Annotated in this window: 16 protein-coding genes; 10 read left to right on the plus strand and 6 right to left on the minus strand. The window is 72.5% G+C overall.

Annotated features, from left to right (window positions below; genetic code table 11):
* Window positions 1-112: 112 nt before the first annotated feature.
* The 7 genes from ACQUQ1_RS08160 (at window position 113) to ACQUQ1_RS08190 (ending at window position 4,824) form a co-directional block, all read left to right on the plus strand.
* Window positions 113-751, plus strand: a complete 639-nt coding sequence (locus ACQUQ1_RS08160) for a 50S ribosomal protein L1 (RefSeq protein WP_435063784.1) — start codon at window positions 113-115, stop codon at window positions 749-751.
* Window positions 748-1,800, plus strand: a complete 1,053-nt coding sequence (locus ACQUQ1_RS08165; protein ID WP_435063785.1) for a 50S ribosomal protein L10 — start codon at window positions 748-750, stop codon at window positions 1,798-1,800. Before ACQUQ1_RS08160 ends, ACQUQ1_RS08165 begins: the two co-directional genes overlap by 4 nt.
* A gap of 18 nt (window positions 1,801-1,818) precedes the next feature.
* Entirely contained in the window at window positions 1,819-2,166 is a 348-nt protein-coding gene (gene rpl12p / locus ACQUQ1_RS08170) for a 50S ribosomal protein P1 (protein ID WP_435063786.1), read from the plus strand.
* Window positions 2,167-2,292: 126 nt separating this feature from the next.
* Window positions 2,293-3,525 carry a tripartite tricarboxylate transporter permease gene (locus ACQUQ1_RS08175; protein ID WP_435063787.1) on the plus strand — a complete coding sequence of 411 codons (1,233 nt, stop codon included), beginning with the start codon at window positions 2,293-2,295 and terminating at the stop codon, window positions 3,523-3,525.
* Window positions 3,526-3,664: 139 nt separating this feature from the next.
* Entirely contained in the window at window positions 3,665-3,850 is a 186-nt protein-coding gene (locus ACQUQ1_RS08180; protein WP_435063788.1) for an HVO_2753 family zinc finger protein, read from the plus strand.
* A gap of 2 nt (window positions 3,851-3,852) precedes the next feature.
* Window positions 3,853-4,119 (plus strand): elongation factor 1-beta, encoded by a 267-nt coding sequence (locus ACQUQ1_RS08185; RefSeq protein WP_435063789.1) that lies wholly within the window; start codon window positions 3,853-3,855, stop codon window positions 4,117-4,119.
* Window positions 4,120-4,377: 258 nt separating this feature from the next.
* The gene (locus ACQUQ1_RS08190) at window positions 4,378-4,824 is read left to right on the plus strand and encodes a universal stress protein (RefSeq protein WP_435063790.1); all 447 of its coding nucleotides are present in this window, start codon (window positions 4,378-4,380) and stop codon (window positions 4,822-4,824) included.
* A gap of 39 nt (window positions 4,825-4,863) precedes the next feature.
* Here the strand turns inward: ACQUQ1_RS08190 and ACQUQ1_RS08195 are convergent, their stop codons facing one another.
* The 5 genes from ACQUQ1_RS08195 to tbsP form a co-directional block, all read right to left on the minus strand.
* On the minus strand, window positions 4,864-5,805 hold the full coding sequence (locus tag ACQUQ1_RS08195; protein WP_435064124.1) for a biotin--[acetyl-CoA-carboxylase] ligase: 942 nt from the start codon (window positions 5,803-5,805) through the stop codon (window positions 4,864-4,866).
* An 83-nt stretch (window positions 5,806-5,888) separates the two neighbouring features.
* Complete coding sequence (locus ACQUQ1_RS08200; protein ID WP_435063791.1) at window positions 5,889-6,341, minus strand: universal stress protein; 453 nt, start codon at window positions 6,339-6,341, stop codon at window positions 5,889-5,891.
* 146 nt (window positions 6,342-6,487) lie between these two features.
* Window positions 6,488-8,026, minus strand: coding sequence for a bifunctional metallophosphatase/5'-nucleotidase (locus ACQUQ1_RS08205; RefSeq protein WP_435063792.1), 1,539 nt, complete (start codon window positions 8,024-8,026; stop codon window positions 6,488-6,490).
* Between the two features lie 90 nt (window positions 8,027-8,116).
* A complete protein-coding gene (locus tag ACQUQ1_RS08210) occupies window positions 8,117-9,835 on the minus strand; it encodes a YcaO-like family protein (RefSeq protein WP_435063793.1) in 1,719 nt (572 codons plus the stop codon).
* Window positions 9,836-9,954: 119 nt separating this feature from the next.
* A complete protein-coding gene (gene tbsP, locus ACQUQ1_RS08215; RefSeq protein ID WP_435063794.1) occupies window positions 9,955-10,773 on the minus strand; it encodes a transcriptional regulator TbsP in 819 nt (272 codons plus the stop codon).
* Window positions 10,774-10,923: 150 nt separating this feature from the next.
* Between tbsP and ACQUQ1_RS08220 the strand changes: the two genes are divergently transcribed.
* Window positions 10,924-11,106, plus strand: a complete 183-nt coding sequence (locus ACQUQ1_RS08220; RefSeq protein ID WP_435063795.1) for a hypothetical protein — start codon at window positions 10,924-10,926, stop codon at window positions 11,104-11,106.
* A gap of 65 nt (window positions 11,107-11,171) precedes the next feature.
* On the opposite strand, the gene ACQUQ1_RS08225 is transcribed toward ACQUQ1_RS08220, so the two are convergent.
* Window positions 11,172-13,253, minus strand: a complete 2,082-nt coding sequence (locus ACQUQ1_RS08225) for a hypothetical protein (RefSeq protein ID WP_435063796.1) — start codon at window positions 13,251-13,253, stop codon at window positions 11,172-11,174.
* A gap of 99 nt (window positions 13,254-13,352) precedes the next feature.
* On the opposite strand from ACQUQ1_RS08225, the gene glyA reads away from it, so the two are divergent.
* Window positions 13,353-14,600, plus strand: a complete 1,248-nt coding sequence (glyA, locus tag ACQUQ1_RS08230; protein WP_435063797.1) for a serine hydroxymethyltransferase — start codon at window positions 13,353-13,355, stop codon at window positions 14,598-14,600.
* Between the two features lie 115 nt (window positions 14,601-14,715).
* Complete coding sequence (locus ACQUQ1_RS08235) at window positions 14,716-15,600, plus strand: tetrahydrofolate dehydrogenase/cyclohydrolase catalytic domain-containing protein (RefSeq protein WP_435063798.1); 885 nt, start codon at window positions 14,716-14,718, stop codon at window positions 15,598-15,600.
* The last annotated feature ends 78 nt before the right edge of the window (window positions 15,601-15,678 follow it).

Genomic DNA, 15,678 nt, shown 5'->3' on the forward strand with positions numbered 1-15,678 from the left:
CCCGGGCCCTTCGACGGTCTTAAGTGTCGCGTGGGCGGATTCGACGGTGAGACAGGCCTACGCCTGTTTCACTGACCCGTAGGAGCGTTCCTGCGTACTACGGAGGTGAAAAATGGCAGATTCAATCGAGGACGCAGTATCCCAAGCACTGGAGGACGCCCCCCCTCGCAACTTCCGCGAGACGGTGGATTTGGCGATCAACCTCCGGGACTTGGACCTCAACGACCCGTCGAATCGAGTCGACGACGAAGTGGTGCTCCCGGCCGGAACCGGCCAGGAGACACAGATCGTCGTCATCGCGGAGGGTGAGACAGCCCTCCGTGCGGAAGACGTCGCGGACGACGTCCTGTCGGGCGACGACCTCTCGGAGCTGGCATCCGACGAGGACGAAGCCAAGGACCTCGCCGAGGAGACCGACTTCTTCATCGCCGAGGCCGACATGATGCAGGACGTCGCGTCCAACCTCGGACGCATCCTGGGGCCGCGCGGCAAGATGCCGACGCCGCTCCAGCCCGACGACGACGTCGTCGAGACCGTCAACCGCATGAAAAACACCGTCCAGCTTCGGTCCCGCGACCGCCGCACGTTCCACACGCGCGTCGGCGCCGAGGACATGACCGCCGACGAGATCGCCGACAACATCGACGTGATCGTCCGGCGGCTGGAGGCGGACCTCGAGAAGGGGCCGCTCAACATCGACGGCATCTACGTCAAGACGACGATGGGGCCGTCCGTGGAGGTGCCCGTATGAGCAGTTCCGCAGAGGCGCGCAAGACCGAGACGATCCCGGAGTGGAAGCGCGAGGAGGTCGCCGAGCTGACCGAGTTCGTCGGCTCCTACGACGCCGTCGGCGTCGTCGACCTCACCGGCATCCCGAGCCGGCAGCTCCAGGACATGCGGCGCGACCTGCACGGGCAGGCCGAGCTGCGGATGTCCCGCAACACCCTCATCGAGCGCGCGCTCGACGAGGTGGACGAGGGCGTCGAGGAGCTGAAGGCGTTCGTCTCGGGCCACGTCGGCCTCATCGGGACGAACGACAACCCCTTCGGGCTGTTCAAGCAGCTCGAGGCGTCGAAGACCTCCGCCCCCATCGGCGCGGGCGAGGTCGCCCCGAACGACATCGTCATCCCGGAGGGCGACACGGGGGTCGACCCCGGGCCGTTCGTCGGCGAGCTCCAGCAGGTCGGCGCGGACGCGCGCATCCAGGAGGGCTCCATCCAGGTGCTCTCGGACTCGCACGTCCTCGACGCCGGCGAGGAGGTCTCCGACGAGCTCGCCAACGTGCTGGGCGAGCTCGGCATCGAGCCGAAGGAGGTCGGGCTCGACCTGCGCGCCGTCTTCGCCGACGGCGTGGTGTTCGAGCCGGACGAGCTCGCCATCGACGTGGACGAGTACCGCGCGGACGTCGAGTCCGCCGCGACGGCGGCGCGCAACCTCTCGGTCAACGCCGCCTACCCGACCGCCCGCACCGCGGGCACCCTGCTCGGCAAGGCCGCCGGCGACGCGAAGGCCGTCGGCCTGTTCGCCGCCATCGAGGACGAGGAGCTGCTCCCCGACCTCGTGGCCCGCGCGGACGCGCAGCTGCGCTCGCTCGCGGCCGCCATCGACGACGACGAGGCGCTCCCCGAGGAGCTCCGCGGCGTCGAGGCGCCCGCGGCCGAGCCGGCCGCCGAGGCCGAGGAGACGGACGAATCGAGCGACGACGAGGACACGGAAGCCGAGCCCGACGACACCGACGCCGACGACGATGACGACGACGGCGGCGACGGTGCCGAGGGCCTCGGCGCGATGTTCGGATAAACACAACTACACAGGACAATGGAATACGTTTACGCTGCACTCATCCTGAACGAGACGGGCGAGGAGATCAACGAGGACAACGTCACGGCGGTGCTGGAAGCCGCCGGCGTCGACGTCGAGGAGTCCCGCGTGAAGGCCCTCGTGGCCGCGCTGGAGGACGTCGACATCGAGGAGGCCATCGACACGGCCGCCGCCGCGCCCGCCGCGGGCGCCGCGGGCGGCGCCGCCGCAGGCTCCGCCGACGAGGCCGAGGCCGACGACGGCGACGACGAGGCCGACGAGGAGGAGGCCGCCGACGAGGCCGCCGAGGACGATGACGACGACGAGGACGCCTCGGGCGAGGGCCTGGGCGAGCTCTTCGGCTGACGCCGGGGCTCAGCTCCTCCCGTTCGCTCCACCCGCAGATCACGACTTCTTTCGACGCCGCGACCCCCAGCGGCGGCGCCGGCGACGACGAGGGTTCAAATCCCATGCCGGCTCCACTCCGGTCCGGTGTTCCCGATCACGGGCGTCGCGCCGGGCGTACCGGGCGCGACCCTCCTCGCGTACACGCTCGGCGGCTGCGTCCTCGGCTGCTGTAGCGGTCTGCTCCCCGGCCTACACGCGAACAACTTCGCGTTCCTGCTGGCGGCGGCGGCCCCGTCGCTGGATGCGCCGCCGCTGCCGCTCGGCTGTGCCATGTTGGCCGCCGGCGTCGTCCACACGTTCCTCGACGTGGTGCCCTCGTTCGCGTTCGGCGTCCCCGACGCCGCGATGGCGGCGGCGGCGCTCCCCGGCCACCGCCTGGTCGCGGAGGGGCGCGGGCGCGAGGCGCTCAGGCTGTCGGCCGTCGGCTCGGGGCTGGCGCTGCTGCTCGCGCTCCCGGCCGCCGTCGGCGTCACCGCGGCGATGCGGGTCGCGTACCCGCACCTCCGGGCGTGGCTCCCCGTCGTCCTCGCGGGCGTGGCGCTCCTGCTGGTGCTCACGGAGTCGACGAACCGCCGGCGGGCGGCCGGCGCCGTCGCGTTCGCGCTCGCGGCCGCGCTGGGGGTCGTCGCGCTCGACGCGCCGACCGATCCGCTCGTCTCCGCGGGCGGTATCCTCGCGCCGCTGTTCGCGGGCCTGTTCGGCGTCCCCGTGCTGGTCGACGCGCTCGGCGGCGACGGGGTGCCGCCGCAGGCCGACGCGCGACTCGGGCTATCGGGCCGGGAACTGGGCGCCGCGGCGGCCGCGGGCGCCGGCGGCGGGGCCGCGGTCGGCTACCTGCCCGGGGTCTCGGCGGGCGTCGCGGCCGTGCTCGCGCTCCCGGCGACCGCCGGCCGCGACCCGGCCCGGGAGTACGTCGTCGCGACCAGCGGGGCGAACACGGCGACCGCGGTGTTCGCGCTGTTCGCGTATCACGCGTTCGACGCGCCCCGCTCGGGCGTGCTCGTGGCGATGCGCGACGCCGGGGTCCCGGCCGCGCTCCCGCCCCTGCTCGCTGTCGCCGTGTTCGCAGGGGCCGCCGGAACGGTCGGGGTGGTCGTGCTCGGCGACGCGACGCTGCGCGCGGTCGGGGCGCTCCCGTACGCCCCGCTCGTCGCGACAGTCCTCCTCGGGCTGGTAGCGCTCTCGTGGCTGTTCGCCGGGGCGTTCGGGGTCGCCGTCCTCGGCGCGGCGGCCGTCGTCGGGTTCGTTCCGGTCCGCCTCCGGTGTCGCCGCGTCCACCTGATGGGCGTGCTGCTCGGGCCGCTGATCCTCGCGTGAGCGCGCCGCGTGGCGGGAACCGGTCCTCCGGCCGGACACGAACGACTACGGGAACTGACCGCACGGCTGCGACCCGCGTACCGGGGTTCGCGCCGGGTGAAAGACAACCGTTAAAACCCGCGCGCCGGTTCAAGAGCGTATGAGCCAGTCAGAGTCGGACCGGCGCTCCGAGCGGCGCTGCGTCTCCTGTGGCATCAACGTCGCCGGGACGGCCGCGGCGACGTTCAAATGCCCCGACTGCGGCACGCAGATCAGCCGCTGTTCGAAGTGCCGCAAGCAGAGCAACCTCTACGAGTGTCCCGACTGCGGCTTCCGGGGGCCCTGACCATGGGGAAGGTCGCCGCGAAGATGAAGGTCATGCCGCAGAGCCCCGAGATCGACCTCGACGAGCTCCAGCAGAAACTGGAGGAGTCGCTCCCGGGCGGTGCGGAGATCCGGAACGTCGAGCGCGACGACGTCGCGTTCGGCCTCGTCGCGCTCCTGCCGATGGTCGTCGTCCCCGACGACGCCGGCGGCACCGAGGCCGTCGAGGAGGCGTTCTCCGGCGTCGAGGGCGTCGAGAGCGTGAAGGTCGAGGAAGTCGGCCGCCTGTAGCCGGCCGCGCCGGAACCGGGACCAGGTTCCGAACTTCTCCCGTCGTCCGCGAACGACGTAGCCGCGGCGCCGTTCGTCGTCGATCGTGTCCCGTCCGACCTCGATCGATCCCCGCCCGGTAGCGGTCGATCCCGGTCCCGAGCCCGGTCGCGCCGCCGCCGGGTCGTACGGGAAGTTACGAATCGAAACCGCGAGACGGCGGCTCGGTCGTGGGAAGGCTTAATGCGGCCCCGGGTCAGGGGTACGTCAGACGTTCACATGGGGATGTACGACCGGATCCTCGTCCCGACGGACGGCTCCGACGGCGTGGAGCGGGCGGTGCGCCACGCGGTCGACCTCGCGGTCCAGCACGGGGCGACCGTCCACGCGCTGTACGTCGTCAACTCGGCCTCCTACGCCGGGATGCCGATGGAGTCGAGCTGGGAGGGGATCGACGAGATGCTCAGACGCGACGCCGAGGACGCCGTCGCGCTGGTCGAGGGACTGGGCGACGACTACGAGGTGCCCGTCGAGACGGCTATCGTCGACGGTTCCCCGAGCGCGGAGATCGTCCGCTACGCCGAGGACAACGACTGCGACCTGATCGTGATGGGCACCCACGGCCGCGGCGGCATCGACCGCCTCCTGCTGGGGAGCGTCGCCGAGAAGGTCGTCCGCAGCTCCTCGGTCCCGGTCCTCACGGTTCGGGTCACCGAGAACGCCTGACTCGACGGCCGGCGGTGGGTCCCGTGGCCGCCGACCGAGTCAGTCCCCGCCGTCGACCGGCCGGAGGTGCTCGCAGTCGCCGGCGGTCACCCGCACCGTCTCCGCGCCGGTGTCGACGACGAGCGCGCCGGGGAACTCCACCCCGACGGCCTCGCCCTCGACGACGCCGCCGGGCGTGTCGACCCGGACGCGGCGGCCCACCGTGTCGGCGTACTCCTCCCACGCCGACACCGCGCCGCGGAGGTCGCCGCGGAGGTCGTCGAACCCCTCGAGCACCCGCTGGACGAGCACCCGGCGGTCGACGGGGTCGCCGCGCTCGGCGAGCAGGCTCGTCGCGTCGGCGCCCGCCGGGAGGTCGTCGGGGTCGACGTTCGCGTTCAGGCCGACGCCGACGACGAGCCACGAGATCCGGTCCGCTTCCCCCTCCATCTCGGTGAGGACGCCGCACAGCTTCCGCCCGCCCCGGGCGCCGCCGTCGTCGCCGGCGAGCACGTCGTTGGGCCACTTGATCCGTGCGTCGACGCCGGCCTCCCGGCAGGCGCGCGCGACGGCGACGGCCATCGCGAGGGTGTAGGCTGGCGCGTGCGCCGGCGGCACGTCGGGCCGGCAGACGACCGACAGCCAGACGCCGCCCGGCGGCGACACCCACTCGCGGTCGAGCCGGCCGCGGGAGGCGGTCTGCTCGTCGGCGACGACGGCAACGTCGCCGGCGCCCTCGGCGGCGAGGTCGCGCGCCAGGTCGTTCGTGGAGCCGACGCTGTCGCGGTACTCGACGGCGAACGGCGCGTCCAGCCCGAACGCGAGCGCCTCCGCGGAGTAGCCGGTCACGTCCGTCACCGCGTAGCCGTCGTCGGTGCTCTCGACGGCGACGCCCGCCTCGCGCAGCGCCTCGACGTGGTTCCACACCGCCGCCCGCGACACGTCGAGGTCGGCCGCCAGCTCCGGACCGGCGACCGGTCCGTCCGCGAGCGCGTCGAGCAGCGCCCGGCGCGTCGCCGGGACCCCGACGCCCTCCGGCGTGTGCGCGTTCCCGGCCGGGTCCGCCGTCGCGTCGTCGCCCCCGGTCACCGGTCCTCCCGTCCGCCGTTCGCGGATGCGTACTCGGCCGTCCCCCCGTTCACGTCGACCGTGATGACCGTCGCGTCGAGCTTCCCCTTCAGGAACGACTCGATGTCGGGGTCGGAGAACAGTTTCCGGAGGGTGCGGCGCCACCGGCTCGCCTGCTTGGCGCCGATGACGACCACGTCCGCCTCCTCGGCGGCCACCTCGTCGAGGATGGTCTCCTCGACGAGGAAGCCCCGCCGGACGACGTACCGGACGTTCGGCAGGCGGCCGAACTCCCGCTCGACGGCCCGCTTCAGGTCCGTCCGGGTCACTTCCTTGCCGTCCTGATACAGGTTGACGTGGAGCACCGTCAGCTCCGCGTCACGCTCCTCCGCGATCCGGATCGCCTCCCCGAGTGTCGCCTTGGAGTGTTTCGAGAGGGGGTACCGGACCGGCACGACGACCAACGTCATTGCCGGATCCTCGCGGGCGGACGTGTAAACACTTCCTCTTGTCTCACTGCCGTGCCACTCGTCGTCTCGCCGGCCGGTCGGGTCGTCGCCCGGCCGGGTCGGCGACTCGCCGATCTGCCGACCCCCTGCTCGGTCGCGCCGACCACTCACTCGTCGGCGCCGGTCCCGACGCCGGCGGACCCGCCGGCGGGCCCGTCCCGGTCGGCGGCGGAGCCGACGGGTTCCTCCGCGGCGTCGCCGGGCTCGTCGCCGTCGACTTCCGAGACGCGCCGGATTCGTCCCTCGACCCGCGGGTCGATGCCGTGCTCGCGGACGTACGCGGCCAGCACCTCGTGCTGGATGCCGTGCTCGCCGGCGCGGTGGCGCTCGTCGATGGCCGGGAACTCGTGATCGGAGTGGAGGATGTACTCCGGGGTCGCGACGCGGTACAGCCGGTCCGGGTCGACTGCCTCGCCGCCGACGGTCGCCGAGACGAGTTCCTCGCGGTCGTCGTCCCAGACGACCGCGGCGCCGCTGAGGTGGCCGTGCCACCAGTCGTCCTCGCCGAAGTCGACGACGGCGGCGGACATCTGGCGGAAGACGTCGAGCAGTTCCTCGCCCGTGACCTCCACCAGGACGATCGGCTCCTCGAACGGGAGCACCGAGAGGAGGTCGGCCTCGGTGACCTCGCCCGCGAGGTCGTGCCCCAGCCGGAGCCCCCCGGCGTTCTGGAGGCCCACGTCCGCGTCGGCCGCCTCCCGGTAGGCGTCGGCGACGAGGTTGCCGATCCGACACTCTCCCCCGTGGATCGCGGCCTCGGTGCGCTCGATCGGCTCGTCGACGTGGCCGACCGGCTCGTCCAGGCCGGCGGCGGCGATGCGCTCGCGCAGGGCGTCGGCGACGCGCTCGTCCACGGGCGCGCCTTCGGGCGTGTGACGGGTCACGCGGGCGCCGCCCACGGTCCGGGTGTCGGCGTCGCCGCCGGCGTCGTCGGCGTCGTCGCTCACGACCGGGTCCTCGTCCCCGCCGACCGTCACCTCAAGCACGGCCTCGCCGTTGACGCCGGGCCGGGTACAGGGGGTGCCGTCGACCGCGTCGACGCGCTCGCTGTGGACGTGGCCGCCGAGGACGAGGTCGACGCCGTCGATCCGCGCGAGGTCGTCGTCGCCGCCGCCGAGGTGGGAGACGGCGACGATCCGGTCGACCCCCTCGGCGCGGAGGTCGGCGACGGCCTCGCGGGCGGCCTCGTACGGGTCGCCGAAGCCGAGGTCGGCGGCCATCGGGTTCAGCGAGTCGGTCGTCGGGTCGGTGACGCCGAACAGGCCGACGCGCTCGCCGTCGACTCGCGTCACGGTCCACGGGACGACGCCCTCCTCGCGGCCGAACCGCTCGCCGTCCGCGTCGTACACGTTCGCCGAGACCCACGTCTGCGGGGAGTCGGCGACGACCGCGCGGGCCGCGTCGGCGCCGAAGTCGAAGTCGTGGTTGCCGAACGTCTCCACGTCCGTGTCGACGGCGCGGTAGAAGTCGACCGCCTGCCGGCCCTCCGAGACGGTCGCGGCGACCCCCGGCGAGGTGTCGTCGCCGGCGCCGACGACGAGCGCGCCCGGCCCGTCGAGGCCGGCGATCAGGCCGGCGAGGCGCCCCGCGCGCTCGGGGTCGTCGTAGACGTTCTCGATGTCGGAGTAGTGGACGAAGCGCGGCATTCGAGTGACCGTGTGGTGGGGGGTGGCGGGGAAGAACGCTCCGGCTTCCGCCGATCGGGCCGGTCGTCCGGGCGGGACCCGGCCGTCGCCTCACGGGAACGGGTGGTACGCCCGCCCCGGCCGCGGCTCAAACCCCATCGACGCCGAGACGGCCGCCAGCCGGTCGCCGAAGTACGGCTCCCCGGTGAACAGCGGCTGCGCCTCGGGGACGAGCACGCGCACGCCCTCGAACCCGAGGGCGGCCACGTCGCGGGTCGTCAGCCGGGCGGCGTAGGCGTCGAGGTCGGCGGCCCCGAGGCGCTCGACCACCGCCTCGACCTCCTCGACGCCCGACAGCGCCGCGGCGGCGTCGTCGGTCACGTCCGCTGCGGGAACGGTCACCTCCGGGTCGACGAACTCCCGGACGCGTTCGGGGAAGCCGGCGTACGCGCCGATGGCGCCCTCCTCCGAGTCGGCCTGTTCCGGGCCCATCGCGCGAAGCTCCATCCAGTTCTGGAGGGCCTCCGCCAGCGCCCCGCGGGCGGCCGCCGCGGCGTCCAGGTCCGCGGCCGACCCCATCGCGAACCGCGGCCAGTCGCCCTCCTCCGGGTCGCGGTGGACCGCCACACCGACGACGGGCACGTCCACGTCCTGGGTGAGCAGGAGGGCGGTCGCCGAGAGGTCCTCCGAGCGCGCCCGCTTGCGGAGCGCCTCGAACCCCTCGTCCGCGACGGCGAGCCCCATGGGCTCGAACGTCGAGTACCACGACAGCATCGTCGCGTCGCGCTCGACCGTCTCGTACAGCCCCGACAGCACCGCCTCGGCCGTCGAGTTCCCCAGGCCCAGCCCGGTCGTGATCGCGGGGGCGTACCGCTCCTCGGGCGGCGGGAACACGACGAACTCCGCCGGCAGCGACGCCGACTCCCGCGTGGCGAGGTCCGTTCCGTCCACCCACGGGATGTGGTCGTCCGGGGCCGGCGTCGCCGCGCCGTCGGGGCGGACGAACCGGTCGACCGGGACGGCGTCGATGACGCCCTCCGTCGGCGCCGACCGGAAGGCGGACGCGCGGTACACGCCGGCGCAGTAGCGCTCCAGCGCCTCGCCCACGGCCTTTGCGTAGGCGGCGTCCCACCCCTCGGCGACGCCGGCGGCGAACTCCGCGCACCGCGTGTCAGCGAACGCGGCCGTGTCGGTCGTCCGCGCGATGTAGTACGGCGCCGGCACCGACTCCCGCTCCCCGACCTCGGTGACCAGGCCGAGGCGGTCGTCGACGGCCCGGTCCATCCGGTCGACCGCGTCGTCGAGGTCGACCTCGGGGTCGGCCGCGCGGAGGTCGAACCCCGTCGACACCGCGCCGCAGTCGCAGTCGGGCGAGGGGAGGAACCGCCGTTCGAGCCCGTCGATCTCGGTGACGGTGCCGGCGACCGGCTCGTCCGACAGGTGCTGGATGGCGCGCCGCCCCGCCAGCGCGCCGGCGAAGCGGACGGCGCTGCGGGTGCCCCGCGGTGTCGCGTCGGTCGCGGGGACGTTGGCGCGGACGCGGTCGCGGAGGCAGTCGTAGCACCCCGTCTCCGGCGAGAACACCGAGACGGCGGCGTCGACCTCCTCGATCGCCCGGCCGCCGACCCCGCCGACCTCGACGGCGACCCAGTCGTCGACGAGGCGCGTCGCGGTGCGGAACGCGTCGTCGCCGGTCGTCCCCGCGACGACCGCGAAGTCGAAGCCGTCCAGCAGCCCGACCTCGACCTCCATCACGTTCGCCTCGATGTCGGCGAACGCGCCGCGCAGGGGCTCGACCGCGGGCTCGGGGCCGACGATGGCGATGTCCATGCGGCGCCCGTGGTGCGATTCGCACAAAAAGGTGGTCGGTCACGGCGACCGCGACCCGCTCCGTGCGGCGACCGGGGCCGGTCGGCCGGCCACGTCGTTCCCGCTCGGTCCGATCCCGCTCAGTTCAGCATCCGGTAGGCGACGCTCGCGAGCTCGTCGCCGTCGGCCTCGCGGAGGCGGTCGTCGCCGAGCTTCAGGCGCAGGCGCGGACGCCCCACGTCGATGGGCACCTTCTCGGTGTCGATGAGGCCCATGTCCTCCAGGCGGGTCTTCGTCCGCGAGAACGTCGCCTTCGAGGCGATGCCGACGTCCTCGCCCCACTTGCTGATGTCGTACAGGAGCACGTCGTTCTTGGCGGCCACGAGCAGCGAGATGGTCACCTCGTCGAGGCCGTCGCCGTCGCCGCGGGCCGTCTCAAGCGAGTCGAGGACGCTGTCGAAGTCGGCGCGAACGGCCTCGCCGATGTCCTCGTCGAGCGTCGAGCGGACGCGCGACAGCGCCGGGGTCCGGAGGTTGAACGCCTCGGCCTCCTCCCACCGGCCGCGGTACGTCTCGTAGGCGTCGGCGACGAACTCCTCGTCGTCGGCCGCCAGCGCGGCGACGTGCTCGCCGGCCGAGACGAGCGCGTACAGGTCGTCCCCGCCGACGACGAGGGTGTTGTCCGCCTCGGTCTCCAGTTCCCGCAGGGTCATGTGCCCGGCGTCGACGAGGTCGGCGGCGTCGGCGGCCACGAGGAAGTCGTCCATCACGTCCTTCAGCAGGCGGCCGTCCGCGAGGACGTTCAGCGTCGGCAGGTCGTCGCCGTAGTCGGCGGCGATATCGACGAGCGACTCCATCACGTCGGCGTTGGGGTCGACGATCACGAGGTCGCCGGCCGTCCGGTCCAGCAGCGCGCGGAGGATGTCCGGCGTGGATCGTTCGAGCAGGTTCGCGGTCATTTCTACACGTCACGACGGTTGGAACATATTTAATACTAACGGGAATACAGGGGAATCAAGCGCTCTACCCCGAGAATACGAGCGGCGAGCCGGTGTATGGAACCCGCGCTCTGCGTGAATTTTAAGTGAGTTCACGCGTTGGACCCTGCCATGTCACGTCGTACGTTAGCCAGTCGCGTGGTCGGGTCGGGTATCGTCGCCGCCCTCTGCCGCCGTCCGAGGGCGGTCCTCACGCTCGTGCTTGTGTTCGCGTTCCTCGCCGCGGGGGACACGGCCGCGGCGGAGATCGACGTCGGCACGACGGGTTCGGGCGACGCGAGCAAGGGTCCGTAGCCGCGAACACGGGTCCGTAGCCGGGGAGCCCGCGCGGGAACCGGTCCCGCGGGGAGGAGACGCTCTCAGCGGTCGGACGAATCGAGCGCGTCGGCCACGGCGTCCGACCACCGGAGATCGCCGTCGAACACGACCGGACCGTCCGCGTACGAGAGGTAGTCCAGCAGGACGGTCCGGGACACCGTGAACTCCAGTTCGGTCCCCATCAGGTGGGTCTCGTCGCCGTCCTGAATGTACGGTCGGTAGAACCCGCCGGCGATCCACGGCGCCCCCATTCGGAGGCGCACGTCGTAGCGGCCGTCGTCGCGCCGGTCGACCCGGATGTCCGTGCCCACCAGGTCGTCCGTCTGGGTCAGCACGTGGGTGCCGTCGCCGACGACCGCGTAGTCCTTCCCGGTCATGATGCGGCGGCGCGACTTGTCGAGCGCCCGCTCCACGCAGTAGCCGTTCATCATCAGGCGCGCGAACATCGCGCCGACCGTCGCCGCCTGGCTGTCGAGCACCTCGTCGAACGTGACGCCGCCGGCGACGCTCCCCTTCCGGATCAGCTCGATCCCCTCGTGGTAGGAGCCGCAGGCGTTCAGGAAGAACGTCTGGGCGTTCGACTCCGACAGGCTCGACGCCGAGAGGTAGCCGTCGGCACACCGGAGCCCGTCGCGCTCGCAGTGGCCGACGTAGTGGACGAGGTCCGTCCGCGACTCGAACACGGACGCGAGTTCGTCGACCGTGAGGTGCTCCCGGAGCGTGATGTCCAGGTCCAGCGCCTCGGCCCGCCGGCGGTAGTGGTCGGCGACCTCGTCGTGCTCCTCGCGCATCTCGGTGTCGTTCAGGATGGCGACGACCGAGATGGGGTCGCCGGCGGCGTCGAGGTACCGCGCTCGGTTGTCGTACGCCTCGGTGAGCGTCTTGAACGTGTCTATCGGGACGCCGTCGGCCAGCCAGCCGTGGGTTCTCCCCGGCCCGAGGTCCGGCTGGACCAGCTCCACCGAGGCGACCTCGCGGGCGCCGCCGCGGTAGAAGTCCGACAGCGAGTTGTCCAGCCACTCCGTCTCGGCCAGCGCCGTCGACGACGCGAGGCGGACGTGCGGCACGTTGGAGAGGAGGTGCGAGAGCGTCGGGACGTGCTCGTACCGGGGGTCGATCGCCATCGAGAGGTGCCACTCGGGAAAGCGGTCGGACGCCTCCTCGAACGGCACGTCGAGGTACGCCTCCAGCCGCCCCCCGGGCGAGGCGGCGTACAGGGAGTCGGCGTCGAGGCCGAGGTCGTCGGCGACGGAGACCACCGACAGCCCGGAGCCGTGCGGCCCCGCGTCGCGGACGACGCAGTCGAGGTAGAACGTCCGTTCGAGCAGCCTCCCGACCTCGTCCTGGAACGCCGGCAGCGTCGGCAGTAGGCGTGTTCTCCCCGGCGTCTCGACCCGCGGCTGCGCGCCCGGTTCGACGGCGACCTCCGCGCCGACGTAGTGGGCGAACGAGGCGACGGGGAACAGGTACCCGAGGTCGTCCGGCACGACGACCCGCACGTCGGCGTCGTCGCACCGCTCGTCGACCGCGTCGGGGATCCCCGTCGACTCGCCGAACTCCACGCGCGGCGGACGCCCGCGCATCGTGGCGAACGACCGGTCGGCCGTCGCGGTCCGGTGGCCGGCCGGGAACGTCGACAGCGCCGTCGCGACCCCCTCGACCGTCCGGGGCACCGTGACGACGTCCGGGTCGGCCTGCAGGACCGTCCGGAAGCCCACGGAGACGGCGGTCTCCTCGGGAAAGGTCACGGTGACGCGCTCGTAGTCCGGCTTCTCCAGCGTCGCGCGCCCGTCGAAGCGGACGTAGGCGTCGACGCGGGTCTCCGCGTGGAGCACGTACGAGCCGTCCGGGACGGTCAGGGGGCCCGTCCCGCTCCCGAGGTCGTACGTCTCGCCGGTGTCGACGTCGTGGACCGGGGTGTACACGGCCGGGAAGCCGAGCCGTTCGACCGTCCCGGACAGCACCACGTCGGGGGCCCACGAGTCGGCCAGCCCGAGGGACCGCAGCGCGGCGTCCAGCGACGGGGCGGACCCCCCGGGACTCCACCCCTCGGTGTGGACCGTCAACGAGTTCTTCGCGGCGTCGACCGCGCGCAGGCCCTCCTCGGTCGTCTCCACCTTCATCCGACTGGGAACAGGTCCGGAGTCGCTCCATTTAGCCCTGTCGCCGGCGGGTCGGGCGGGTACGGATGCCTTTTTGTGACCGCTGACCGGAGCGTTCGTATGGAGTACCCCGAGGTACGCGAGACGGACCCGGCCGTCGCCGACGCGCTCGCCGGCGAGGTGGAGCGACAGCAGGACACGCTGGCGATGATCGCCTCCGAGAACCACGTCTCGGAGGCCGTGCTGGAGGCGCAGGGCAGCGCGCTGACGAACAAGTACGCCGAGGGCTACCCCGGCAAGCGCTACTACGCCGGCTGCGAGCACGCCGACGAGGTCGAGGAACTGGCCATCGAGCGTGCGAAGGAGCTGTGGGGCGCCGAGCACGTCAACGTCCAGCCCCACTCGGGCACGCAGGCGAACATGGCGGTGTACCTCGCGACGCTGGAGCCGGGCGATAAGATCCTCTCGCTGGAACTGGAGCACGGCGGCCACCTCAGCCACGGCCACCCCGCGAACTTCACCGGGCAGCTGTTCGACGTGGAGCAGTATCGCGTCGACCCGGAGACGGGCTACATCGACTACGAGGCGCTGTCGGCGCAGGCGGCGGAGTTCGACCCGGACATCGTCGTCTCGGGCTACTCGGCGTACCCCCGCGAGGTCGAGTGGGGGCGCATCCAGGAGGTGGCCGAGTCGGTCGACGCCTACCACCTCGCGGACATCGCCCACATCACCGGCCTCGTCGCCGCCGGCGTCCACGACTCGCCGGTCGGCGTCGCCGACTTCGTCACCGGCTCCACCCACAAGACGATCCGGGCGGGCCGCGGCGGCATCGTCATGTGCGGCGAGGAGCACGCCGACGACGTCGACGCCGCGGTGTTCCCCGGCGGGCAGGGCGGCCCGCTCATGCACAACATCGCGGGCAAGGCCGTCGGCTTCAAGGAGGCGCTGGAGCCGGAGTTCGAGGAGTACGCGCGGCAGGTCGTCGACAACGCCGAGGCGCTGGCCGAGTCGTTCGCGGACAACGGCTTCGAGGTCGTCTCCGGCGGCACCGACACCCACCTCGTGCTGGTCGACCTGCGCGAGTCCCACCCCGACGTCTCCGGCGGCGACGCGGAGGACGCCCTCGCCGACGCCGGCATCGTCCTGAACGCGAACACGGTGCCCGGCGAGACGCGCTCGCCGTTCGACCCCTCCGGCATCCGCGCGGGGACCCCGGCGCTCACCACCCGCGGCTTCGACGAGGCGGCCCTGCGCGAGGTCGGCGACCTCATCTACCGCGTCGTCGACGACGTCGAGGACGAGTCCGTCGTCGCCGAGGTGCGCGAGCGCGTCGACGAACTGACCGACGAGTACCCGCTGTACGACTGAGGCGCGCGGGAGCCGGCCGCGAGGATATACACGTTCTTGTGTATAATGAGGAATAGTAGCGCGTAGGTGTGCACGAATCCGAGGATTCTTACGCCTCGGCGTTCCCTCCTCGGACATGACCGACATCGACGGGAACGCCGTCGCCGCCGAGGTCCGCTCGGGGGTCGCCGACTGCGTGGAGACGCTGACGGACGCGGGCGTCGAGCCGGCGCTCGCGACCGTGCTGATGAGCGACGACCCCGCCAGCGAGACGTACGTCTCGATGAAGCAGGACGACTGCGAGGAGGTCGGGATCCGGGGGATCCACGTCGACATCGACGAGGACGCGCCCGCCGAGGAGCTGTACGACACCGTCGACGACCTGAACGCCGACGACGGGGTCCACGGCATCCTCGTCCAGATGCCCGTCGTCGACCACGTCGACACCCGCCGGGTGCTCCGCTCGGTCGACCCCGCCAAGGACGTGGACGGCTTCCACCCGGAGAACGTCGGCCGCCTCGTCGCGGGCAACCCCCGGTTCAAGCCCTGCACGCCCCACGGCATCCAGCGCCTGCTCGCGTCGGCCGACGTGGATCCCGAGGGGAAGGAGGCGGTCGTCGTCGGCCGCTCGGACATCGTCGGCAAGCCGATGGCGAACCTCCTGTTCGGCCGCGGCGAGGGCGGCAACGCCACGACCACGGTGTGTCACTCGCGGACCGAGGACCTCGCCGAGCACACCCGGCGGGCGGACATCGTCGTCGCCGCCGCGGGCGTCCCGGAGATGATCACCGCCGACATGGTGCGCGAGGGCGCGACCGTCATCGACGTGGGGATCAACCGCGTCGAGCGCGACGGCGAGTCGACGCTCGTCGGCGACGTCGCCTACGACGAGGTGAAGGAGAAAGCCGGCGCCATCACCCCCGTCCCCGGCGGCGTCGGTCCGATGACGCGCGCGATGCTGCTGTACAACACGGTGAAGGCCGCGAGCGAGCAGCACGGCGTCGACATCGACCTGCCGTAGCCCCGTCGCCGCGAGTTCTCGATCATAGGGGGGGAACGCCAGTCGGCGCGAACCGGTCGGCAGACGGCCCTGAGCTGG

Origin of the sequence: Halobaculum sp. EA56 (genome assembly GCF_051195075.1) — an archaeon.
GTDB lineage: Archaea > Halobacteriota > Halobacteria > Halobacteriales > Haloferacaceae > Halobaculum.